Origin of the sequence: Plantactinospora soyae (assembly GCF_014874095.1) — a bacterium.
Taxonomy (GTDB): domain Bacteria; phylum Actinomycetota; class Actinomycetes; order Mycobacteriales; family Micromonosporaceae; genus Plantactinospora; species Plantactinospora soyae.
The window spans coordinates 5097298-5120052 of sequence record NZ_JADBEB010000001.1 but is presented as its reverse complement, the minus strand read 5'-3'; the positions used below and the strand labels follow the sequence as shown (position 1 = coordinate 5120052).

Below are 22755 nucleotides of genomic sequence, written 5' to 3'. Positions count from 1 at the left end.
CCGGGGACGAGCCGGCACGAGTCGGTCAGGAGGGCTCGACCGGAGCCGCGACCCCGGCGGTTCCGCCGGTCGGCGCGGCAGCCGCCTTCGGCTTGGCGTCGATGCCCGCCTCCGCCCGCTGCTGCGCGGTGATCGGGGTGGGTGCGCTGGTCAACGGGTCGAACCCGCCCCGGGTCTTCGGGAACGCGATCACCTCGCGGATCGACTCCGCGCCGGCCAGCAGCATGCAGACCCGGTCCCAGCCGAACGCGATGCCGCCGTGCGGCGGCGGGCCGTACTTGAACGCCTCCAGGAGGAACCCGAACTTGTCGGTCGCCTCGTCCGGGCTGATCCCGAGCAGGTCGAAGACCCGACGCTGTACGTCGGCCCGGTGGATACGGATCGAGCCGCCGCCGATCTCGTTGCCGTTGCAGACGATGTCGTACGCGTACGCCAGCGCCCGGTCGGGAGCCTCCTCGAACCGGTCCAGCCAGTCGGTGTTCGGCGAGGTGAACGGGTGGTGGACGGCGGTCCAGCCGCCCGCCCTGCCGTTCTCGGCGTCGGAGACCTGCTCGAACATCGGCGCGTCGACCACCCAGCAGAACGCCCAGGCGCTCTCGTCGATCAGTCCCGCCCGCTTGGCGATCTCGATCCGGGCCGCGCCGAGCAGTTCCTGAGCCTCCCGTCGCTGGGTACTCGCGGCGAAGAAGACCGCGTCACCCGGCTTGGCGCCGACGGCGTCGGCCAGCCCGCCGAGGTGGTCCGCGGAGAGGTTCTTGGCCACCGGTCCCCGGGCCTCGCCGGACTCGGCGTCCAGCACCACGTACGCCAGGCCACGGGCACCGCGCGCCTTGGCCCAGTCCTGCCAGCCGTCCAGCTCCTTGCGGGTCTGCCCGGCGCCGCCCGGCATCACCACCGCCCCGACGTACCCACCGGCGTTGATCGCCCCGGCGAACACCCGGAACTCGGTGCCGCGCAGGTAGTCGGTCAGCTCGGTCAACTCGACGCCGTACCGGAGGTCCGGCTTGTCCGAGCCGTACCGGTCCATCGCGTCGTGCCAGGTGATCCGTGGAATCGGCTGGCTGATCTCGTGTCCGGCCAGCTCCCGCCAGAGCGTGCTGACGATCTCCTCGCCGAGCTCGATCACGTCGTCCTGAGTGACAAACGACATCTCGATGTCGAGCTGGGTGAACTCCGGCTGCCGGTCGGCCCGGAAGTCCTCGTCCCGGTAGCAGCGGGCGATCTGGTAGTAGCGCTCCATCCCGCCGACCATCAGCAGCTGCTTGAACAACTGCGGCGACTGCGGCAGGGCGAACCAGGTTCCGGGCTGGAGGCGTACCGGGACCAGGAAGTCGCGCGCGCCCTCCGGCGTCGAGCGGGTCAGGGTCGGGGTCTCGATCTCCAGGAAGTCGCGGTCGTGCAGCACACCCCGGGCGAGGTGGCTGGCCCGGGACCGCAGCCGCATCGCCCGGGCCGGACCGCTCCGGCGCAGGTCGAGGTAGCGGTACCTGAGCCGTACGTCGTCGCCGGCCTCCACCTGGTCGTCCACCGGCAGCGGCAGCGGCGCCGCCTCGGAGAGGATCTCCAGTCGGTTGACCGTGACCTCGATCTCGCCGGTGGGCAGCTCGGGGTTGTCGTTGCCCTCGGGGCGGCGGGTCACCTCGCCGGTGACCTTGATGCAGAACTCGTTGCGCAGCGCGTGGGCCGAGTCCATGCCTTCGCGGAACACCACCTGCACCACGCCGGAGCCGTCCCGCAGGTCGACGAAGATGACGCCGCCGTGGTCCCGTCGACGGGCCACCCAACCGGCGAGGGTCACCGTGGTGCCGGCGTGCGCCGCACGCAGGGTGCCGGCGTCATGGGTACGGATCACGACAACTGTCTCCTCACAAGTAACCGGGCGGTCCGGACTGCTGCCCCGACATTCTGTCAGGGCGGCCCGAACCACCCGGCGTCCCACCCGGTCAACTCGTCCGGTGGACCGGTGCTGGCCTGCTCCGGACGAGGATGCCGGCGAGCAGGGCGCCGATGACCGACGGAACGGCCACCACGAGGAGCGGCCGGGCCCGTGGACAGCTGGTTACTCGACACATCGCCACCTCTTCGTACTGGCGTTCGAGCAGGATTACCATGGCCGGATGACAGCCGGCGCCTACCAGCCCTCGATGCTGGACCTCGCCACGGATGACGGCATCGTCGGCGACGGCGCCGGACTCGGCCCACTCGCCGGACGGATCCGCCGGCACGTGCTGACCCGGGGCGCCTGGGTCGACCACCTGCCCGGCTGGGTCCACGGATCCGACGCGGTACTGCACACGCTGCTGACCGACGTCGACTGGCAGGCGGAACGCCGCCGGATGTACGACGGGGTGGTCGACGTCCCGCGCCTGCTCCGCTGGTACGCCGGGGACGAGCCGCTACCGCACGCGGTGCTCACCGCGGCCCGGCGCACCCTGACCCGGCACTACGCCGCCGAGTTGGGCGAGCCGTTCGTCACCGCCGGGATGTGTCTCTACCGCACCGGGCGGGACAGCGTCGCCTGGCACGGTGACACCACCGGTCGCTCGGCCCGCGAGGACACGATGGTGGCGATCGTCTCCTTCGGCTCGCCCCGCCCCCTGCTGCTGCGTCCGCGCGGCGGCGGGACGAGCCTGCGGTTCCCGCTCGGCCACGGCGACCTGGTCGTGATGGGCGGTTCCTGCCAACGGACCTGGGAACACGCCATCCCGAAGACGTCCCGACCGGTCGGCCCCCGGGTCAGCGTGCAGTTCCGACCCGTCGGCGTCGCCTGAGCGCCCGCCCGGGCGGGAACCGTCCTCCCTGATGGACGTCGTCCTGCCAGGGCCGGATCGGCGTTCGGTCTACCCGTCACCGTCACGTCGACTCCTGGTGATCGCACCCGCCGATTAGGGTGATGCCGGCCAGTGACCACAGCGGAAGGTGACCGGACGCATGACGTACCTGATCGACGTACCGGTGGAGGGCGGCGGGCAACTGCTGGTCGAGGCGACCGAGGTGGACCTGCCGGCCGACCTGGTCCTCGCCGCCCGTCCCGGTGAGGTGCTCGCCCGGGCCGGACAGACCCTCGAACAGGCCCTGGACCAGCTCCGGCCGGCGGTTCAGGCGGTACGGAACGGACTCGCGGCGATGGCCCCGGACGAGGTGACGGTCGAGTTCGGCATCAAGCTCGGGGCGGAGACCGGCATCGTGGTGGCCAAGGGCAGCACGGAGGTGCACTTCACGGTGACGCTGTGCTGGAAGCGCCCCGATCCGCCGGCCCCCGATACCACCTCAGCGGCCGGACCGGCGGAATCGGCGGTTGCGGGCGCCCCTGCGGTGTCGGACGACCATGCTCGGCGGTGACGCCAGGCTGAGTCGGGCCGACACGCCGCTCCCGGGCGCCGTACCCCGACCGGAGCCGTTCGTCGTCCGGATCCTCGGCCCGGCCGGTGAACCGGTCGGCGTCGGCACGCTGGTCGGGCCCCGGGAGATCCTGACCTGCGCGCACGTGGTCAACGTCGCCCTCGGCCTGCCGCTGCGGTCCCAGCCGCTGCCCGACTCACCCGTTCTCGTGCAGTTCCCGCTGCTACCCGGCGAGGACGACGGACCGGGTCGGCAGGCTCGGGTCGAGCGTTGGACACCCCCACCCGGCGAGCGGAGCCCCGGCGACGACACCGCCGGACTGGTGCTGTTGGAGGGGCACGCACCGGCCGGCGCCCACCCGGCCCGGCTGGCGGTGAACCTGCCCCGGGCCGGCCACGCCCTCTCCGTCTTCGGCTATCCGGGCACCCCGCCACGGCGGTCCGGGGCGTGGGTACCGACCGTGTTGCGCGGCCTGGTCGGCGGCGGCCGGATCCAGCTCGACTCCGGCGCCGACGCGGCGCTGCGGGTCCAACCCGGCTACAGCGGAAGCCCGGTGTACGACGACACGTCCGGCCGGGTGGTCGGCATGCTCGCCCTCGCCGCGCCGGCCCACTCCGGCGACCGGGACAGCTACGCGATCGCGGCCGACCGGCTCCGGTTGACCTGGCCGGAGGTCCTCGATCCCCGGACCGTGGTCCGGCAGCGGAGCCGGAGCGGGGCGGCGAGCAGGTCGGGCGACCCTCGGCCGGCCGGTACGCAGAGCCGCAACGGCGACGAGCGACTGACGGTGCTGCACGTCTCCGATCCGCAGTTCGGCCGGCACCACCTGTTCGGCGGCAACGGCCAGACCCCGGCCGACCAGACGTACGACACCCTGCACACCCGACTGCACCAGGACCTGACCGGACTGGCCGAGCAGCATGGCCTGCTGCCGGACCTGCTGCTGGTCACCGGCGACCTCGCGGAGTGGGGGCTGGGCAGCGAGTTCGTCCAGGTCACGGAGTTCCTTGCGGCGCTGTCCGAGGCGGCCGAGCTGCCCCGGGACAGAGTGGTGATCGTTCCCGGCAACCACGACGTCAACCGGAAGTCCTGCGAGGGCTACTTCATCAGCGAGGAGGGCGAGGAGCGGGTACCGGTTCCGCCGTACTTCCCCAAGTGGAAGCAGTTCACCGCGGCGTTCGAGGACTTCTACGCCGACGTACCGGGGGTGAGCTTCACCCCGGACGAGCCGTGGACCCTGTTCGAGGTACCCGGCCTGGCGGTGGTGGTCGCCGGGCTGAACTCCACGATGGCGGAGAGCCATCGCGACGCCGATCACTACGGCTGGGTCGGCGAGACGCAACTGCGCTGGTTCGCCGACCGGCTGGCCGACTACCGGTCGCGGGGCTGGCTGCGGCTCGCGGCGGTGCATCACAACGTCGTACGCGGGGCGGTCGACGACGAGGAGAACCTGCGCGACGCCGACGACCTTGACCGGATCCTCGGCGAACCGGGACTGGTCAACCTGCTGCTGCACGGGCACACCCACGACGGGCGGCTGCACCGGCTGCCGTCCGGGCTGGTCGCCCTCTCCACCGGCAGCGCGGCGGTCGACGCCGACGCCCGACCGGCCGAGGTGCCGAACCAGTACCAGCTGGTCACCATCGGCCGGACCGGCTTCACCCGGTACGCCCGGCAGTACGCCGTGGGGCAGCGCCGCTGGATCGGCGACACCCGGATCAGCCGTACGGGTTCGGACTGGCGCCAGCATCAGCCGTACGAGCTGACCAACGTGGACGCCAGCCTCCCGGCCGGAGGATCGGTGGAGGATCAGCCGGAGTCGGGACCCCGTGGGGTGGAACTCGGCGACGTCGCCGTCTCGGCGGATCTCCACGGTTACGACCCGGGCCGTTCCGACGACGACTTCCTCGGCCGGGTGCTGGAGGCCACCCGGGTCCGGCTGCCCCGGGCAACGGTGGTCGCCCGCCCCGGGGCCAACTACCTCCGGGTCTCGAATCCGCTGCCGGACGGCGACGGCGTCGAGCAGTGGGCGGTGGGCGTGCTCGACGGGCCACCCACCGCCGAGGTGATCGCACACTTCGCCGGTACGGTGCACGCCACCTTCGCCGCCGCCGATCTCAAGGCCCGTTCCGAACTCGTCCACCCCGGCCCGCCCGCCCCGAAGGAACTGGTCGGGCTGGCCCGGCGGCAGGGCGTCCACCTGCGTAACTTCGTGGCGTACCAGGGTCTGCTGGACCTCGGGCCGCTGCTGGACCGGCAGGCGGCCCGGCTGGTCGGCGACAAGGTCTATCCGCCCGCGATGTACCTGCCGCAGCGGTACCGCCTGATCGACGCGTACGCCGACGACGAGGTGCACGAGGGACTGGACCAGCGCGTCGTCCGCTGGCTCGGCGACGACACCGCCCGCCTGGTCATGGTGCTCGGCGACTTCGGCCGGGGCAAGACCGCCCTGCTCCGCCATCTCGCGTACACCCTGTCGGACTCGCTGCCGGATCTCCAGCCGGTGCTGGTGGAGTTGCGCAGCCTGGAGAAGGCCCCGTCCCTGGACGAACTGCTGGCCCAGCATCTGATCCGGCACCAGGTCGAGGACATCAATCCGGCCAAGCTCCGCTACATGATCCGCAGCGGTCGGTTGGCTCTGCTCTTCGACGGCTTCGACGAACTGGAACTGCGGCTCGGCTACGACAACGCGACCGACTATCTGCGGACCCTGCTGGAATCGGTCACCGATCGGGCCAAGGTGGTGCTGACCAGCCGGACCCAACACTTCCGGTCGACCACCCAGGTGCGTACCGCCCTCGGCGACCGGGTCGCCGGGCTGACCGCGAGCCGTGTCGTGGTCCTGGAGGACTTCACGCCCGAGCAGATCATGCAGTTCCTCACCAACCTCTACGACGGGGACGCCGCCGCGGCACGGGCTCGGTACGGTCTGCTCACCGAGATCGACGACCTGCTCGGGCTGGCCCGCAATCCACGGATGCTCGCCTTCATCGCCGGACTCGACGAGGAACGGCTGCGGGAGGTGCAGCGTCGCCAGGGGCGGATCAGCGCCGCCGAGCTGTACCGGGAGCTGGTGGACTTCTGGCTGGTCGGTGAGGCCAACCGGCAGCAGCACCGGCGTGGCAAGCCCTCGCTGGACGACCGGGAACGACTCACCGCCTGTACCGCGCTGGCGCTCCGGCTGTGGGCCTCGACGGAGGCCTCCATTCCGCTCAACACCCTCTCGGCCGAGGTGGGCGCGACGCTGACCCGGCTGGCCGAGCGCGGCTACGACGCCGACCAGGCGGCCCACTCGGTCGCCTCGGGCAGTCTGCTGGTACGCGCCGACGACGACGCCTTCGCCTTCGTGCATCAGTCGATCATGGAATGGCTGGTGGCGGACGCCGCCGCCCAGGCCCTGGCGGACGGTGATCCGTCCGTGGTGCTCGGGGCCCGCCGGTTCTCGCCGCTGATGGTCGGATTCTTCTGCGACCTCGCCGGACACGGCCCCGCCGCCGCCTGGGCCAGCTCCGTCCTGGCGGACTCGGCCGCCTCGACGATCGCCAAGCGGAACGCCCTCGACGTCCGGGAGCGGGTCGGCGTGATGAGCCCGACGACGGCGGCCGGCCCGGCCCGGCAGAGCCTGGCCGGAGTCGACCTGCGGTCGCAGGACCTCGCCGGGCAGGACCTGCGCGGTGCCGACCTACGCGGTGCCGACCTACGCGGCATGCGGCTGGAGGGCCTCGACCTGACCGGTGCGGACCTGCGGGTTGCCGACTTCACGGCGGCCCGCCTGCTCGGCGGCAGACTGGCGCAGGCGGCACTCGAGGGCAGCCAGTGGAGTCGGGCGGCCCTGCTCGGCACCGAACTTCCGGCAGATTCCGCCACGACCTCGGCCGCCCTGGCGGCCGCGTCGATACCGGGCCGGGACCGGGCCACCGCGACGGTGGCGCCGGGTGGTCCGCTGCACTGTGTGGCGTTCTCGCCGACCAGCCCGCTGATCGCGCTGAGTCGTGGCAACGTGGTGGAACTGGTCGACCGCAACGACCACCGGACCCTGGCGCTGTTGACCGGCCACGCCGGCGACGTGGACCGCCTCGTCTGGTCGCCGGACGGCAGCCGCCTCGCCACGGCCGCCAAGGACCGGACCGCCCGGATCTGGGACATCGGCACCGGCCAGGCCACCAGCATCCTCGCCGGTCACACCGACTCGGTCACCGACGTCGCCTGGTCCCCCGACGGCACCCACCTCGCCACCGGTTCCCGGGACCGGACCGCCCGGATCTGGGACACCGGCACCGGGCAGACCACCGCCACCCTCAGGGGGCACCGCCGGGCCGCGAACACCGTCGCCTGGTCGCCCGACGGCACCCACCTCGCCACCGGCTCCTACGACAGCACCGTCCGGATCTGGGATCTCGACACGGGCCGGACCATCCTCACCCTGACCGGACACACCGACTGGGTCGCCGACGTCGCCTACTCCCCCGACGGCAACCACCTCGCCACCGGCTCCTACGACAACACCGTCCGGATCTGGGACCTCGACACGGGCCAGCCCATCACCACGCTCACCGGGCACGGCGACCTGGTCAGGTCCGTCGCCTACTCTCCCGACGGCACCCGCCTCGCCACCACCTCCAGGGACCGGACCGCCCGGATCTGGGACACCAGCACCGGCCAGACCACCGCCACCCTCACCGGACACCTCAACTGGGTCACCGACGTCGCCTACTCCCCGGACGGCAACCACCTCGCCACCGCCTCGTACGACAACAGCGCCCGGATCTGGACCGCCACCGGTGCGCTGACCGGTGTCCTCGACGGGTACCGGGCGTCGATCACCGGCGTCGTCTGGTCCCCGGACGGCACCCGCCTCGCCACCGCCTCCAGGGACCGGACCGTCCGCATCTGGAACACCGCCACCGGCCGCGTCGATACCGTCTACGGCCACAGCAGGTGGGTCACCGGTCTCGCCTACACCTCCGACGGCGCCCGCCTCGCCACCGCCTCCTCGGACAACGTCGCCCGGATCTGGGACACCGCGACCGGGCAGCGCACCACCACCCTGGTCGGGCACGAGGGGCCGGTCGCCTCCGTCGCCTGGTCCCCCGACGACACCCGCCTCGCCACCGCCTCCGACGACGACACGGCGCGGATCTGGAACCCGACGACCCGCGAATCCATCACCCTCACCGGCCACAGCAACGACGCGTCCGTCGCGGCCTGGGCCCCGGACGGCACCCGGCTCGCCACCAGTTCCTGGGACAACACGGCCCGCATCTGGGACGCCACCACCGGCGAATCCACCCTCACCCTCACCGGCCACACCAGCTGGGTGCGAGCGCTGGCGTACTCCCCCGACGGCACCCGACTCGCCACCGGCTCGAACGACAACACCGTCCGGATCTGGAACACCACCACCGGCGAATCCACCACAATCCTCACCGGCCACATCAACGAGATCAGAGCCCTCGCCTACTCCCCCGACGGCACCCGACTCGCCACCGGCTCGAACGACAACACCGTCCGGATCTGGAACACCACCACCGGCGAATCCACCACAATCCTCACCGGCCACATCAACGAGATCAGAGCCCTCGCCTACTCCCCCGACGGCACCCGACTCGCCACCGGCTCCTACGACAACACCGTCCGGATCTGGAACACCACCACCGGCCAGGAGTGCGCGGTTCTGGTCGCCCTGCCCGACGACGGGTACGCCGTACTGCTGCCCGACGGCTCGTACCGGATCAACGGCAATCCGGGCAACGTGTTGTGGTGGAACATCAAGTTGTGCCGGTTCGAGCCGGGGGAGCTGGATCCGTACGTCCCGGGGCTGCGTCCGGCACCGCAGGACGCGTCGATCCTCGGCGGCTGAGCGGCGGGGCGCCGGAGGGACGTGCCGACTCTCGGCGGCGGGGCGGCGGGGCGGCGGAGCCGGCGTGGATCGGAGCGGGTCGGGCTCAGGAGTGTTCTGCCTGCTGTTCCCGTCTCGCCTGGCGGAGCTTGTCCCAGCGCTCGAAGAGCACGCCCATCTCCGCCTGGACGAAGAGCAGGAAGTCCCGCATCTCGGCCAGTCGCTCGCCCGACGGCGAGGTCTCGTCGCCGACGGCCAGTACGCCCTGGTGCATCATGTCGGCGAGCTTCTGGTAGAGCCCGTCCCGGATGCTCTGTGCGTACCAGGCGTCGCCGAGGGCGCGGTAGCGGTCCCGCCGGGAGTTGGGCACCGGCTCGCGGACCGCCAGGCCGACGTGCTGGAGATAGCGCACCGCTCCGGAGACGGCGGCCAGGCTGACCCCGAGCCCCTCGCTGATCTCGCCGGCGGTGAGTCCGGGCTGGTCGGTCACCATCAGCGCGGCCAGCACCCGGGCCGGCATCCGGGGTACGCCCAGATCGCTGAAGGTCAGCGCGAACTGCTCGACGAAGCGACGGACCGCTTCCTCGTCCCGCTGGCCCTCGGTTCGGGTCATCATCATCCTTCTTTAGTTTGTGAAGATCGGGTAATTCTGCCTCAACAACGCGTCACCGAGCCAACGCGTCGCCGCAGCGATGTGCGGAGCGGGGTGTTAGGAAGGGGCCCTTCTTCTACAGAAAACGATAAGAAGGGCCCCTTCCTTACATTCAGAGGGCGAGGTCGCGGCGGCGGAACAGGGCCATTCCGGCCGCGCCCAGCGCCACCGCCACCACGGCCAGCAGCACCAGCGGCGTTACGCTGGCCTCGCCGGCCGGCAGCGCCGGGACGTGGCTGAACGGGGAGATGTCGCGGACCGCCTGCGGCAGGTTCAGCAGCTCGCCGAGCTGGCCGAAGATCAGGGCGATCGCGAACCCGGCCCAGCCGATCCCGACGGTCAGCCGGGGCACCAGCCCGAAGACCGCCAGGACGAACCCGACCATGATCAGTGCCGGCGCGAGCTGCGCCAGGGCGGCGATGGTCAGGTCGGCCAGCCGGTCGCCGGTGTTCCCCGCGCTGACTCCGGCCACCAGGCCGGCGGAGATCCCGGCGATCGCCAGTAGCAGCACCGCGCCGAACACCGTGACGACCAGGTGGCTGCCCAGCCAGCGCAGTCGGCCGACGCCGGTCGCGAGGGTGGGTTCCGCCCGGCCACCGACCTCCTCGGCGCGGACCCGGAGCAGCGCCTGGACCACGTAGCCGGCGACCATCGCGCCGATGATGGCCAGCATCGCGGAGTAGAACGAGTCGATCAGACTGCCGTCGCCGCCGAGTTCCCGGATGGTCCGGGTCGCGCCCTCGTTGCCGTCGAACGCCGCCTCGACCGCGCCGGACAGGGAGCCGATGGTCACCCCGAACAGGCCGATCGCGATGGCCCAGCCCAGCAGCGTGCCGCGCTGCAACCGCCAGGCCAGGCCGAGCGGGCTGAGCAGTCCGGGGACGGCCTTCGCCGGTCCGGGCCGGGCGGCGATCATGCCCATCCCGATGTCCCGGCGGTTCGTCAACGCGAAGGCCAGCCAGGTTCCGGCGGCGGCGAGCGCCAGCGGCAGCCCGAGCACCCACCAGCGGTTTCCGGCGAACGGCTGGGTCAGGGTCGTCCAGCCGATCGGGGACAGCCAGCTCGGCCAGGCCGTGGTCATGGTGTACCCGCTCGGCTGGATCTCGCCGAGCGCGTCGCCGAGTCCGCGTACCAGGTAGGCGGCGCCGATCGCGGCGGCGGCGATCCCGTTGGCCGCCCGCGCGGTCTGGCTGACCTGGGCGGCGACCGCCGCGATCGCGGCGAAGGCCAGGCCACCGGCGCCGACCGCCAGGCCGAGCGTGAGGGAGCCGGCGGTCGGCTCGCCGTTGCCCAGCAGGGTGAGCGCGAGCAGTCCGGCCAGCACCAGGTTGGCGCCGGCCGTGACGATCATCGCCGCCGCCAGGCTGGCGTGCCGGCCGACCACCATCGAGCTGACCATCTCGGTACGGCCGGTCTCCTCGTTCTGGCGGGTGTGCCGGACCACGGCGAGGGTGCTCATGAAGCCGGCCGTCACGACCAGGAAGGGGAAGATCTGGAACGCGATCATCTCGCCGTTGCTGGTCCCGGTGGGGACGTTGCGCAGCATCAGGATCGCCGGGGTCTCGACGGCGGTACGCAGCACAGTGAGCCGGTCAGCCTCGGTCGGGAACTGCTCCTGTGCGGCGGCGTACGTGCCGGAGAGCAGCACCGTCGTACCGAGGATCCAGAGTGGCAGTTGTACGCGGTCGCGGCGCAACGCGAGCCGGGCGAGCCGGGCGGTGCCGGTGAGGGTGCCGCCCATCACACGCCGGCCAGTTCCGCGCGGGGTTCCTGGTTGCCGTAGTGCCGCATGAACAGTTCCTCCAGCGTCGGCGGGGAACTGGTCAGCGCACGCAGCTCGAACCGGTGCAGGTGCTGGAGCACCCGGTCCAGTTCCCCGGCGTCGACGTCGAACGTCGCGTGCGCACCGTCCACCTGGGCGTCGTGCACGCCGGGCAGTTCGACCAGGCCGGTGATCGGCCGGGCGGTCTCCACCGAGATCGCCGTACGGGTCAGGTGGCGCAACTGCGAGAGGGTGCCGGACTCGACCGTCCGGCCCTGCCGGATGATGCTCACCCGGTCGCAGAGCGCCTCCACCTCGGAGAAGATGTGGCTGGAGAGCAGTACCGTCCGGCCGTCCCGTTTGACCTCGCGTACGCACTCCTGGAAGACCGCCTCCATCAGCGGGTCCAGCCCGGAGGTCGGCTCGTCGAGGATGTACAGCTCGACGTCGGAGGCGAACGCGGCGACGACGGCGACCTTCTGCCGGTTCCCCTTCGAGTACGTCCGCGCCTTCTTGGTCGGGTCGAGCTGGAACCGCTCCAGGAGGTCGTCCCGGCGCCGCTTGTCCAGGCCGCCACGGAGCGCCCCGAAGAGGTCGATCGCCTCGCCGCCGGTGAGGTTCGGCCACAGGTTGACGTCGCCGGGCACGTACGCCAGCCGGCGGTGCAGCGCCACGGCGTCCCGCCACGGATGCCCGCCGAGCAGGCTGACCTGGCCGGCGTCGGCGCGCAGCAGCCCCAGCAGTACCCGGATCGTCGTCGACTTCCCGGCGCCGTTCGGGCCCAGGAACCCGTGGACCTCGCCGACGTCGACGCGCAGGTCCAGCCCGTCCAGTGCACGGCTCCGGCCGAAGGACTTCACTACGCCGGAGACCGAGATCGCAGTAGTCATGAACCCGATGGTATGGCGTTTTCACAAACTTGTGAAAACTTGAAAGTGTATGGATTTCGTCAAGAATTCGCGTCGCGCCCGCCGCTCCGGCGATCCTCCGGCCGGTGCCCCGGCCGCCGGTCGCGCCGCCACGCGACCTGTAACCTCATCGAAATCTCTGACTGACACGATCCGCTGAGTCGCCGCTGCGGAGGTAGTTGATGTTCCTCACCCGTCACGAGCAAGAACGGCTGATGGTCCATGTCGCGGCCGATCTCGCCTGGCGTCGGCGCGAGCGCGGACTGCGGCTCAACCATCCGGAGGCGGTCGCCGTGATCACGGCGTTCCTGCTGGAGAGCGCCCGGGACGGACGTACCGTCTCCGAGCTGATGGAGACCGGGCGCAACGTGCTCAGCCGCGACGACGTACTCGACGGTGTTCCGGAGATGATCGCGGAGGTGCAGGTGGAGGCGACCTTCCCGGACGGCACGAAACTGGTGACCGTACACGAGCCGATTTCGTGACGGGGCGGGCATGATCCCCGGCGAACTGCTCCCCGGAACGGGCGACGTAACGCTCAACCCCGGCCGGCCCGTCCGGACCCTGGCCGTCGTCAACACCGCTGACCGGCCGGTCCAGGTCGGTTCGCACTACCACTTCGCCGAGGCGAACCCGGCGCTGGAGTTCGACCGCCCGGCCGCCTGGGGCCATCGGCTGGCGATCCCGGCCGGCACGTCGGTGCGGTTCGAGCCGGGCATCGACCGGGACGTCGACCTGGTTCCCCTCGGCGGCGCCCGGGTCGTACCCGGACTGCGCGGCGAGTGCGCCGGACCGCTGGACCGGCCCGCCCCGGGCCCGGCCGCCGAGACCGACGAGGGCTCCGCCGGGGAGGACAGGTGACCACGATGGACCGGCGCCGGTACGCCGCGCTGTACGGCCCCACCGTCGGCGACCGGATCCGGCTCGCCGACACCAACCTGCTGATCGAGGTGGAACAGGACCACTGCGGGTACGGCGACGAGGCGGTGTTCGGCGGCGGCAAGGTGATCCGCGAGTCCATGGGCCAGTCCCTGGTGACCCGCGCGGACGGCGCTCCCGACACGGTGATCACCGGCGCGCTGGTGCTCGACCACTGGGGCGTGGTCAAGGCCGACGTCGGGATCCGGGACGGCCGGATCGTGGCGCTCGGCAAGGCCGGCAACCCGGACACCATGGACGGGGTCCACCCCGAACTGGTGATCGGGCCCGGCACCGAGATCATCGCCGGCAACGGAAAGATCCTGACCGCCGGGGCGATCGACAGCCACGTACACCTGATCTGCCCGCAGATCCTGGAGACCGCGCTGGCCAGCGGAATCACCACGATCATCGGCGGCGGCACCGGCCCGGCCGAGGGGACCAAGGCGACCACGGTGACGCCGAATCCCTGGTACCTGGGGCGGATGCTGGAGGCGCTCGACCCCTGGCCGATAAACGTGCTGCTGCTCGGCAAGGGCAACACGGTCAGCGAAGAGTCGATGTGGGAGCAGTTGCGGGGCGGCGCCGGCGGCTTCAAGCTGCACGAGGACTGGGGCACCACCCCCGCCGCGATCGACGCCTGCCTGCGGGTCGCGGACGCGTCCGGGGTGCAGGTCGCGATCCACACCGACACGCTGAACGAGGCCGGGTTCGTCGAGGACACCCTGCGGGCCATCGCCGGCCGGTCGATCCACGCGTACCACACCGAGGGGGCGGGCGGCGGGCACGCACCGGACATCATCACGGTGGCCGGGGAGCCGAACGTGCTGCCCTCGTCGACCAACCCGACCCGGCCGTACACCCGGAACACCCTGGACGAGCACCTGGACATGCTGATGGTCTGCCATCACCTCAACCCGACGGTGCCGGAGGACCTGGCGTTCGCGGAGAGCCGGATCCGGCCGAGCACGATGGCCGCCGAGGACGTCCTGCACGACCTCGGCGCGATCTCGATGATCGGGTCGGACTCGCAGGCGATGGGCCGGGTCGGCGAGGTCGTGCTGCGTACCTGGCAGACCGCACACGTGATGAAGGCCCGGCGGGGTGCGCTGCCCGGCGACGGCGCGGCGGACAACCTGCGGGCCCGCCGCTACGTGGCGAAGTACACCATCTGCCCGGCGGTCGCGCACGGCATCGACGGCGAGGTCGGCTCGGTCGAGCCGGGCAAGCTCGCCGACCTGGTGCTCTGGGACCCGGCGTTCTTCGGGGTACGGCCGCACCTGGTGGTCAAGGGCGGCATGATCGCGCTCGGCCAGATGGGTGACGCCAACGCCTCGATCCCGACGCCGCAGCCGATGCTGCCCCGGCCGATGTTCGGCGCGTACGGCGTGGTGCCGGCCGCGACCAGCCTCGCCTTCGTGGCACCGGCCGCCATCGACGCGCTGCTCGCCGACCGGATCGGTATCCGGCGCACCCTGGCTCCGGTGGTCGACACCCGCTCCCGGGGCAAGGCCGACCTGCCGCTGAACGACGCGCTGCCCCGCATCGAGGTCGAACCGGACACCTTCACGGTACGCATCGACGGTGCGGTCGTGGAGCCGGAGCCGGCGGTCGAGTTGCCGATGGCCCAGCGCTACTTCCTCTTCTGATCGCCAGGCCCGGTTGCAGCGAGGAGACGTCGTGACCGGACTCGCCACCCTGCTGGTACTCGCCGACGGGCGACTGCCGGCGGGCGGGCACGCCCACTCCGGCGGCCTGGAGGCGGCGGTGAGCAGCGGCCGGCTCCGGGACCTCACCGGGCTGTCCCGGTTCCTCCGGGGTCGGCTCGCCACCTCCGGTCGGGTCACCGCCGCGTTCACCGCCGCCGCCTGCGCCGCCGGGCACGAGGACGTCGACCGGCACCGGCTCGACGCGCTGGACGAGGGTGTCGACGCCCGCATCCCGTCCCCGGCACTGCGCCGGGCGTCCCGGGTACAGGGCCGTGCCCTGCTCCGCGCCGGCCGGGCGATCTGGTCGGCCGATCCGGCACAGCGGGACCGGCACCATCCGGTGGCACTCGGCATCGTGGCGGCGGCGGCCGGACTGCCCCCGGTGCAGGCGGCGGTCGCCGGGGCGTACGGGACGGTCAGCGGACCGGCCAGCGCGGCCGTACGGCTGCTCGGCCTCGACCCGTACGGCGTGCACGCCCTGCTCGCCGAGCTGGCCGACGAGTGCGACCGGCTCGCCGCCACCGCCGCCGCGCGGGCCGGTGACCCGGTCGACCTGCTCCCCGCCGACTCCGCCCCGCTGCTGGAGATCGGTGCCGAAGTACACGCGAACTGGGAGGTGCGTCTCTTTGCATCCTGATCCGCAGGTGCGGCAGACCGGAACCGGGCAGCCCGGGCACGGAACCGCTGCACACCAGCATCCTGGCGACGAGGTGCCGCACACGCATCCCGAACCCGGCGTCGACCCGCACGCGCCGCTGGCCGCCCCGGCCCCCGGTACGGCCCGGCCGGTCCGGCTCGGCATCGGCGGCCCGGTCGGCTCGGGCAAGACCGCGCTGGTCGCGGCGCTCTGCCGGGCGCTGGCCGACGAGCTTGCGCTGGCCGTGGTCACCAACGACATCTACACCACCGAGGACGCGGACTTCCTGCTCCGCAACGGCGTACTGCCGGCCGACCGGATCCGGGCGGTGGAGACGGGCTGCTGCCCGCACACCGCGATCCGGGACGACATCTCGGCCAATCTGGACGCGGTGGAGGACCTGGAGGTGAGCCTCGGTCCGCTCGACCTCGTCCTGGTGGAGAGCGGTGGCGACAACCTGACCGCCACCTTCAGCCGGGGACTGGTGGACCACCAGGTCTTCGTGGTCGACGTGGCCGGCGGGGACAAGGTCCCGCGCAAGGGCGGCCCGGGCGTCACCTCCGCCGACCTACTGGTGATCAACAAGACCGATCTGGCTCCACTGGTCGGCGCCGACCTGTCGGTGATGGCCCGGGATGCCAGCGCCCGCCGGGGCGACCTCCCCACCGTCTTCCTCTCCCTGGTCGAGGACCCGTCGGCGAAGAAGGTCGCGGACTGGGTCCGGGGACTGCTGCCGGTCCGGACCGATCGGCCGGACGGATCCGCGGAACTCGTGCCCTGATGCGGGCGCGGGCCCGGATCGTGGCCGTGGCCGACCCGGTCCGGGGTACCCGGCTGGCGGCGCTGCGCGGCGAACCGCCGCTGCTGCCGCGACGCACCTCGCCGTCGGACTCGAACGGTGAGGTGCAGCTGCATCTGGTCGGTGGGGCCGCCGGACCACTCGGTGGCGACGACCTCCGGATCGAGATCGAGGTCGGTCCGGGCGCCCGGCTCTGCGTACGGAGTGTCGCCGCCTCGCTGGCGCTGCCCGGTCCGACGGGAGGCGGGTCCCGGCTGCACATCACCGCCCGGGTGGCGGCCGGCGGTCGCCTGCGCTGGCTTCCCGAGCCGTTGATCGGGGCGGCCGGTTGTGACCATCGCACGGTCACCAGCATCGCGCTCGCCGAGGGGGCCGCCCTGCTCTGGCGCGAGGAACTGGTCTGCGGCCGGTACGCCGAGCCGGTCGGCGACGTACGGATCGAGACGACTTTGCGGTACGGCGGCCGTACCCTGCTCCGCAACGATCTCTCGGTCGGGCCGCGCGCGTCCGGCTGGTCCGGTGCGGCGGTGCTCGACGGCGCCCGCGCGGTGGGCTCGGTCCTGCTGGTCGAGCCCGCCTGGTCCGGGGCCGCCTGGTCCGAGTTCACCTCGTCCGGCCCGGCCCCGTACGACTCGGCGGCCCGGCCGGACGGCGCCCGCGCCGGGGCCCGCGACGTCACGGCGGCCCGCTCGGCGGCGGCCGTGCTGCCGTTGGCCGGCGGCCCGGCGGCGCTGGTCAGTGCGGTCGGGTCCGACCCGCGTAGCGTGCGCGCACACCTCGACCGGTTGTCGCCCGTCGGGGCCGCGCCGGAGCCGGTGACCCCGGGCCGGGCCGGGCCCGGGGGTTAGCTCCGGCGTCGCGGGCCGGACCGGCGCGGACGCCTCATCCGGCCTGGCTGACGACGTCGTTGAGGATCTTCAGCACCTGGTTACGGGTGTCCGGCGGCGACTCCACGTAGACGCCGATCTGCCAGTGCCTCGTCCCGTCCTGCGGATCCTTGAAGAAGTGGCTCGCGTCCACCGCGTAGAGGCCCTTGTCGTTGCTGCTGGTCTCCACGTAGTAGGTGCGTTGCCGGACGACCTTGGCCTTCTCCGGCTCGTCCAGCCACGCCTCGTTCATCGCCTTCTGCTCGGCGGCGGTGCAGGTGGTCGCGCACGGCCGCAGCAGCACATGGGCCCGCTGCCGGCTGCCGGGGTTGCCCTCGTCGATGCAGACCCACGATTTGCTGTCCGGGATCTTCGGCCGCCCGCCCATACAGCCCCAGGTTTCCGGGGTACGGAAGGCGATCGGCCAGCCGGAGAACGCCATCGTGTACGTCTTGTCACCGTCGGCGTAGGACGGCCCGAGTACGGTCACCGGCGTCGCCGTGCGGAGCGTCGGCTCTCCCGGCCGGGGCGTGGACGTGCCGGACGGGTCGGAGCCGCTCGGCTCGGGGACCGCAGACGGGTCCGGCGTGTCCTGCGTCGACGGGCCCGCGGTCGACCTGGCGACCGGATTCGAATCGGGAAGGAATTTGGCGACGGCGAACACCCCCAGCCCGACCACCAGGAGCAGGACGACCCCTCCGGCGATCAGTGTCGTCTTCAGCCCGGTCGACATCCCGGCGGGCGGCGGGGGCCCGGCGGGGTAGCCGGGAGGCGGCGGCCAGCCGGGAACGGCGCCCGGCGGGGCCGGCGGAAGGGGTGCGCCCGGCAGCGTCGCGGTGGGGGGCATGCCGGGCGGCGTCGCCGTGAAGGGCGCACCGGGCGGCGCGGCGGTGATCGGGCCGCCGGGAAGCCCCGTCAGTAGCCGCTCCGCGCCGGGCTGACCGGGCAGTTGGTGGGTCGCCGCCCAGGGCCGGGGCCCGGACAGGTCGGCCGCGTGGACCAGCAGATCCCCGGCGTACGGGGCGTAGCTGCTGTTGCCGACCGCCGCGCCGAACGCGCCGCGCAGCTGCTGGTCGGCCGCTGCCGGGCCGGTCAGCACCACCACGCTCACCGGGGTGCCGGCGTGGTCGACACCGCCGTACAGTTCGGCCACCCCGTTCTGGCCGAGCAGGCGCAGTTGGGTGTAGCGCTGGGACAGGAAATCGAGTGGACCAGGGCCGGAGGGATACACCACGATTCGCCACCCTATCGCTCCAGCGGTGGATCGTGGTGTCCCACCGGCCCCGGACCGATCCCAAAGACGTCGATGATCGTCGATGGAATTTCCCCCTGGGGCCGATGCGCAGGGCCGGTGTAGCCGGCACACTCATCCTGTGGTCTGGCTCACACAGTCGCCGCGTTACCCCGCCCGGACCGGTGGCCCGGACCCAGCCCACGCAACGGCTCACGGCTAGGGAGTGTCTTCAAAGGATCTTGGGTGTCGGATGATGTAGCGCGTGATTCGTCGTTACGAGTTGTCCGATCTTGAGTGGGAGAGGCTGGTCCCGTACCTGCCGTCGGTGGTGACGGGTGGTCGTCCTCGTGCTGATGACCGGCGGGTACTCAACGGGATCGTCTGGAAGGTCCGCGCCGGGGCGGCGTGGCGTGACCTGCCCGCCCGGTACGGATCCTGGCAGTCGGTCTACACCCGTTTCCGTAGATGGGCTTTGGACGGCACGTTCACCCGCATGCTCGCCGGGGTCCAGGCCGACGCCGACGCTGCGGGGGATATCGACTGGCTGGTGTCGGTCGACTCCACCATCGTGCGGGCGCATCAGCATGCCGCCGGGGCTAAAGGGGGCGACGAGAAACGGACGAAACACAAGATCACGCCCTCGGACGGTCCCGAGGTGGACTGACGACCAAAATCCACCTGGCCTGTGACGGCAAGGGTCGCGTCTTGGCGTTCGTCCTGACCGGCGGCAACGTCAACGACTGCACCCGCTTCACCGACGTCCTGGCCGGGATCCGCGTCGGCCGCCCCGCGGGGAGCCGGCCGCGTAACCGCCCCGAGCATGTCCTCGCAGACAAGGGCTACAGCTCGAAAGCGATCCGCTCCTACCTGCGACGACGGGGCATCGGCCACACCATCCCCGAACGATCCGACCAGATCGCCAACCGCCGCCGACGCGGCAGCCGAGGTGGCCGCCCACCAGCCTTCGACAGACAGTTGTACAAGCGCCGCAACCTCGTCGAACGCTGCTTCAACCACCTCAAACAGGCCCGCGGCCTGGCCACCCGCTACGACAAGACCATCGAGTCCTACCAGGCAACCGTGACCATCGCCGCCCTGATGCAATGGATCAAACCCCTTTGAAGACACTCTCTAGGGAGGCGTACGCATCGGCGGCGGGGAGGATGCCGTGCACACCGAGGCAGCGCGGGGAAGTTCGATCGGGGTGGCGCTCCGCTCCGGGCGCCGTCTCTTCCGCGATGCGCTGGCGAGTTGGCTGAGTGGCCAGCCGGAGTTCTCCATCGTCGGCCACGTCGCCACGGACGACGACCTGCTGCAACTCTGCGCGCTGCTTCGACCCGACATGGTGCTCTTCGACGTCGGACCCGCGATGTACGGCGCACTACCCACCCTCGCCCTGCTGCGCGAGCGGTGTGCACGGGTCCGGATCGTGGTGATGTACGACCACCTCTCCCCGACCGAGTTGACCGCCGCCCGGCAGATCGGCGTGGACACCCTGGTGCCGAGTTCGCACGGCCTGCCGGCGCTGCTGATGGTGCTCCGGCGGGAGGCGGAGTCGCTGCACACCCGGCCCGGCGCCGCACCGGTCAGCGGCGAGTCCCTGACCGATCAGGAACGGGAGATCATCACCCTGATCGGCGCGGGGCACACCGTGCAGCGCATCGCCGACCTGATCGCCAGCACGCCCTGCGCGGTGGAGAACAGCAAACGGCGGATCTACCACAAGCTCGGGGTGGCGAGCCAGAGCCAGGCGGTGGCCCGGGCCGCGGCCCTCGGGCTGGTCGTACCGGCCGGTGCCGGCTCGGGTGCCCCGGCGGACGCCGCCGCCGGGCTCCGGCCCGGCCTGTCGACCCATCGTCCCGAGGGCCGGTTGCCACAGCTCAGTTCGCGCGAGGCGGACATCCTCCGGTCCATCGCGATGGGCCACACCGTACGGCAGACCGCACGGCTGCTCGACATCGCGGAGAAGACGGTGGAGAACACCCAGGGGCGGCTGTTCCTCAAACTCGGTACCCGCAACCGGGCCGGCGCGATCGTCGCCGCGTACGCCCTCGGCCTGCTCGACCAGGTGGCGGATCCCGGTCCGACCTGACTCCTCCCGGGCCCGGACCGCTGTATCGACCTGTACCCGGGCATATCGTCACGTAGGGTGACGGCATGCCTGCGGTGCCCTGGTGGGCGGTCTTCTCGTCCGTGGCGGCCCCGGTGCTGCTGACCATCGGATGGACCATCGCGGCCCTGCGCCAGCCACCCGGGTACGACCCGATCGGGGACACCATCAGCTCGCTCTCGTCGTACGGGATGATGGACCGGCTGATCCTGATCAGCTGCCTCGCCGGGCTCGGCGTGGCGCACCTGGTGACCGCGATCGGGCTGCGCCCGGTCCCGCTCGCCGCCCGGGTGCTCTACGGCTGTGGCGGCGCGGCGACCGTACTGGTGGCGGCGGTGCCCAAGCTCGACGGGGCCAGGACGCCTCCAGCGCACGGGATCGCCGCCGTCGTCGCCTTCGTCGCGCTCGCGGCCTGGCCGGGGCTGGCGGCACTCGCCGTCATCCGCCGCAGCCGCCCACGGCGTCCGGCTCCGGGTCCAGGCGGCCGGGACCTGCCCTGGGCGCTGCGCCCGACGGTCGGGTTCGCGGCCAGCGGGACCATGCTCGCCCTCGGGCTGTGGCTGGCCCTGCAACTTCCCGACGGCGGCACGGCGGGCCTCGCCGAGCGGATGACCGCCGGCGCCGAGGTCCTCTGGCCGCTGGCCGTGGTGCTGACCCTGGTCCACTGGACCCGCCGCCACCCGCCCGAGCGGCAGGCGGCCGGCTGACCGACCGGACGGCGTACCAGGCCCGCCCCGGACCGCCATGATCGGCGTGATCGGGGAGGTGGTGCCGGCGACCGCCGACGACCGACCGAGGAAAACCCGATCACGCCGATCATGAGGATCGGCCAGCTCAGTAGATGCTGACGCCGTACGCGTTGAGCGCCTCGACCACCGGCTGGAAGAACGTCGTGCCGCCGCTGGTGCAGTTGCCGCTGCCGCCCGAGGTCAGACCCAGCGCGGTGCTGCCGGCGAAGAGCGGGCCGCCGCTGTCGCCGGGCTGGGCGCAGACGGTGGTCCGGATCAGGCCGGAGACCGTGCCGCTGCCCTGGTAGGTGACGGTGGCGTTGAGCGCGGTCACCCGGCCGCTGCGCAGCCCGGTGGTGCTGCCGCTGCGCTGCACCGACTGGTTGACGGTCGCGTTGGCCGCACCGGTGATGTCCCGGGTGCCGCTGTACAGCCAGACGTCGCCGGGCTGCTGCGCGGTGCTGTTGTACCGGACGATGCCGTAGTCGTTGCCCGGGAAGCTGCTGCCGGTCCGGGTGCCGATCACCGAACCGCCGGAGCTGCCCGACCAGTTCGCCCCACCGGCGGTGCAGTGCCCGGCGGTGAGGAAGTAGTAGGTGCTGCCGCTGCGGACGTTGAAGCCCAGCGAGCACCGGCTGCCGCTGGTGTAGATCGCCTGGCCGCCGGAGATGGTGGTGCTGAACGTGCCGGGGACCGACTGGACCCGTACCGCGCCACCGAACCGGGCCGCCACCGCGTTGACCTTGGCGAGCTTGGCGCCGGTGACGGTGCTGTCCACGTCGACGACGACCTGGTTGCTGACCGGGTCGACGTACCAGGCGGTGCCCGGGATCCGGGCCGACCGGTACAGCTCGTCGGTCACGCCCGCGAGTTCGGCGGATCCTCGGGCGACGACCTTGGCGGTCGCGCCGGAGGCCCGGACCTCGCGGGCCGCGGACTCGTCGGTCACCGTGACGACCATCTTGCCGCCGGCGTCCAGGTACGTGCCGGCGGAACGGGCACCGAGCCGCTCCGAGAGCGCCGTCGCGGCCTCCGGCGAGGCCGGGGCCGGTGCGGCCTGCGCGGGTACGGACACCAGCAGTCCGGCGACGAGGGATCCGGCCGCGAACGTTATCGCGGCGACGCGGATCGGGGACCTTGTGGGTCGCATATGGAGCCTCCCATGGGGGGTTTGGAGGTTTCTGCGCCGAGATGGCACATCCTTAACGAGTATTCAGATATCTAAGATCATGAACAAGACTCTTAGCATAT

At 72.0% G+C, this 22755-nt stretch carries 17 protein-coding genes and 1 pseudogene; 12 read left to right on the top strand and 6 right to left on the bottom strand.

The genetic code is table 11. The features are described 5' to 3' along the window. Nucleotides 1–25 precede the first annotated feature (25 nt). The gene (aspS, locus tag H4W31_RS22730; protein ID WP_192768496.1) at nt 26–1852 is read right to left on the bottom strand and encodes an aspartate--tRNA ligase; all 1827 of its coding nucleotides are present in this window, start codon (nt 1850–1852) and stop codon (nt 26–28) included. A gap of 265 nt (nt 1853–2117) precedes the next feature. Between aspS and H4W31_RS22725 the strand changes: the two genes are divergently transcribed. From H4W31_RS22725 to H4W31_RS22715, 3 genes are all read left to right on the top strand, one after another. After that, a complete protein-coding gene (locus H4W31_RS22725; protein WP_192768495.1) occupies nt 2118–2771 on the top strand; it encodes an alpha-ketoglutarate-dependent dioxygenase AlkB in 654 nt (217 codons plus the stop codon). A 160-nt stretch (nt 2772–2931) separates the two neighbouring features. Next, a complete protein-coding gene (locus H4W31_RS22720; protein WP_192768494.1) occupies nt 2932–3342 on the top strand; it encodes a CU044_2847 family protein in 411 nt (136 codons plus the stop codon). Beyond that, nucleotides 3329–9202 carry an eIF2A-related protein gene (locus tag H4W31_RS22715; protein WP_192768493.1) on the top strand — a complete coding sequence of 1958 codons (5874 nt, stop codon included), beginning with the start codon at nt 3329–3331 and terminating at the stop codon, nt 9200–9202. Before H4W31_RS22720 ends, H4W31_RS22715 begins: the two co-directional genes overlap by 14 nt. 85 nt (nt 9203–9287) lie before the next feature. On the opposite strand, the gene H4W31_RS22710 is transcribed toward H4W31_RS22715, so the two are convergent. The 3 genes from H4W31_RS22710 to H4W31_RS22700 form a co-directional block, all read right to left on the bottom strand. Further along, nucleotides 9288–9800: a GbsR/MarR family transcriptional regulator gene (locus tag H4W31_RS22710; protein ID WP_225945637.1), complete on the bottom strand. Its 513-nt coding sequence runs from the start codon at nt 9798–9800 to the stop codon at nt 9288–9290. A gap of 145 nt (nt 9801–9945) precedes the next feature. Continuing rightward, on the bottom strand, nt 9946–11574 hold the full coding sequence (locus H4W31_RS22705) for an ABC transporter permease (RefSeq protein WP_192768492.1): 1629 nt from the start codon (nt 11572–11574) through the stop codon (nt 9946–9948). Further along, a complete protein-coding gene (locus tag H4W31_RS22700; RefSeq protein WP_192768491.1) occupies nt 11574–12485 on the bottom strand; it encodes an ABC transporter ATP-binding protein in 912 nt (303 codons plus the stop codon). The genes H4W31_RS22705 and H4W31_RS22700 overlap by 1 nt, the downstream gene beginning before the upstream one ends. 200 nt (nt 12486–12685) lie before the next feature. On the opposite strand from H4W31_RS22700, the gene H4W31_RS22695 reads away from it, so the two are divergent. The 6 genes from H4W31_RS22695 to H4W31_RS22670 are packed head-to-tail and all read left to right on the top strand — an operon-like array spanning nt 12686 to nt 17414. Further along, on the top strand, nt 12686–12988 hold the full coding sequence (locus H4W31_RS22695) for an urease subunit gamma (RefSeq protein ID WP_192768490.1): 303 nt from the start codon (nt 12686–12688) through the stop codon (nt 12986–12988). Between the two features lie 10 nt (nt 12989–12998). Beyond that, complete coding sequence (locus tag H4W31_RS22690) at nt 12999–13364, top strand: urease subunit beta (RefSeq protein WP_192768489.1); 366 nt, start codon at nt 12999–13001, stop codon at nt 13362–13364. Further along, complete coding sequence (locus H4W31_RS22685) at nt 13361–15070, top strand: urease subunit alpha (RefSeq protein WP_192768488.1); 1710 nt, start codon at nt 13361–13363, stop codon at nt 15068–15070. The genes H4W31_RS22690 and H4W31_RS22685 overlap by 4 nt, the downstream gene beginning before the upstream one ends. Before the next feature lie 31 nt (nt 15071–15101). Then, nucleotides 15102–15767 (top strand): urease accessory protein UreF, encoded by a 666-nt coding sequence (locus H4W31_RS22680; RefSeq protein ID WP_192768487.1) that lies wholly within the window; start codon nt 15102–15104, stop codon nt 15765–15767. Nucleotides 15768–15774: 7 nt separating this feature from the next. Then, nucleotides 15775–16548, top strand: a complete 774-nt coding sequence (gene ureG / locus H4W31_RS22675) for an urease accessory protein UreG (RefSeq protein WP_318783350.1) — start codon at nt 15775–15777, stop codon at nt 16546–16548. Beyond that, complete coding sequence (locus tag H4W31_RS22670) at nt 16548–17414, top strand: urease accessory protein UreD (RefSeq protein WP_192768486.1); 867 nt, start codon at nt 16548–16550, stop codon at nt 17412–17414. Before ureG ends, H4W31_RS22670 begins: the two co-directional genes overlap by 1 nt. A 34-nt stretch (nt 17415–17448) precedes the next feature. On the opposite strand, the gene H4W31_RS22665 is transcribed toward H4W31_RS22670, so the two are convergent. Beyond that, nucleotides 17449–18666: a hypothetical protein gene (locus H4W31_RS22665; protein WP_192768485.1), complete on the bottom strand. Its 1218-nt coding sequence runs from the start codon at nt 18664–18666 to the stop codon at nt 17449–17451. Between the two features lie 265 nt (nt 18667–18931). On the opposite strand from H4W31_RS22665, the pseudogene H4W31_RS22660 reads away from it, so the two are divergent. The 3 genes and pseudogenes from H4W31_RS22660 to H4W31_RS22650 all read left to right on the top strand — a co-directional run bounded on the left by H4W31_RS22660 (nt 18932) and on the right by H4W31_RS22650 (nt 21483). Further along, a pseudogene (locus H4W31_RS22660) lies at nt 18932–19788 on the top strand (IS5 family transposase). A gap of 46 nt (nt 19789–19834) precedes the next feature. Then, nucleotides 19835–20758, top strand: a complete 924-nt coding sequence (locus tag H4W31_RS44335; RefSeq protein ID WP_192768484.1) for a LuxR C-terminal-related transcriptional regulator — start codon at nt 19835–19837, stop codon at nt 20756–20758. A 65-nt stretch (nt 20759–20823) separates the two neighbouring features. Continuing rightward, complete coding sequence (locus H4W31_RS22650) at nt 20824–21483, top strand: DUF998 domain-containing protein (RefSeq protein ID WP_192768483.1); 660 nt, start codon at nt 20824–20826, stop codon at nt 21481–21483. A 127-nt stretch (nt 21484–21610) separates the two neighbouring features. On the opposite strand, the gene H4W31_RS22645 is transcribed toward H4W31_RS22650, so the two are convergent. After that, complete coding sequence (locus H4W31_RS22645) at nt 21611–22654, bottom strand: S1 family peptidase (protein ID WP_192768482.1); 1044 nt, start codon at nt 22652–22654, stop codon at nt 21611–21613. Nucleotides 22655–22755 lie beyond the last annotated feature (101 nt).

Excerpts from the sequence above, each read along its gene's own strand:
- H4W31_RS22725 (WP_192768495.1), top strand. The coding sequence starts at position 2,118 with ATGACAGCCGGCGCCTACCAGCCCTCGATGCTGGACCTCGCCACGGAT.
- H4W31_RS22720 (WP_192768494.1), top strand. The coding sequence starts at position 2,932 with ATGACGTACCTGATCGACGTACCGGTGGAGGGCGGCGGGCAACTGCTG.
- H4W31_RS22715 (WP_192768493.1), top strand. The coding sequence starts at position 3,329 with ATGCTCGGCGGTGACGCCAGGCTGAGTCGGGCCGACACGCCGCTCCCG.
- H4W31_RS22710 (WP_225945637.1), bottom strand. The coding sequence starts at position 9,800 with ATGATGATGACCCGAACCGAGGGCCAGCGGGACGAGGAAGCGGTCCGT.
- H4W31_RS22705 (WP_192768492.1), bottom strand. The coding sequence starts at position 11,574 with ATGGGCGGCACCCTCACCGGCACCGCCCGGCTCGCCCGGCTCGCGTTG.
- H4W31_RS22700 (WP_192768491.1), bottom strand. The coding sequence starts at position 12,485 with ATGACTACTGCGATCTCGGTCTCCGGCGTAGTGAAGTCCTTCGGCCGG.
- H4W31_RS22695 (WP_192768490.1), top strand. The coding sequence starts at position 12,686 with ATGTTCCTCACCCGTCACGAGCAAGAACGGCTGATGGTCCATGTCGCG.
- H4W31_RS22690 (WP_192768489.1), top strand. The coding sequence starts at position 12,999 with ATGATCCCCGGCGAACTGCTCCCCGGAACGGGCGACGTAACGCTCAAC.
- H4W31_RS22670 (WP_192768486.1), top strand. The coding sequence starts at position 16,548 with ATGCGGGCGCGGGCCCGGATCGTGGCCGTGGCCGACCCGGTCCGGGGT.
- H4W31_RS22650 (WP_192768483.1), top strand. The coding sequence starts at position 20,824 with ATGCCTGCGGTGCCCTGGTGGGCGGTCTTCTCGTCCGTGGCGGCCCCG.
- H4W31_RS22645 (WP_192768482.1), bottom strand. The coding sequence starts at position 22,654 with ATGCGACCCACAAGGTCCCCGATCCGCGTCGCCGCGATAACGTTCGCG.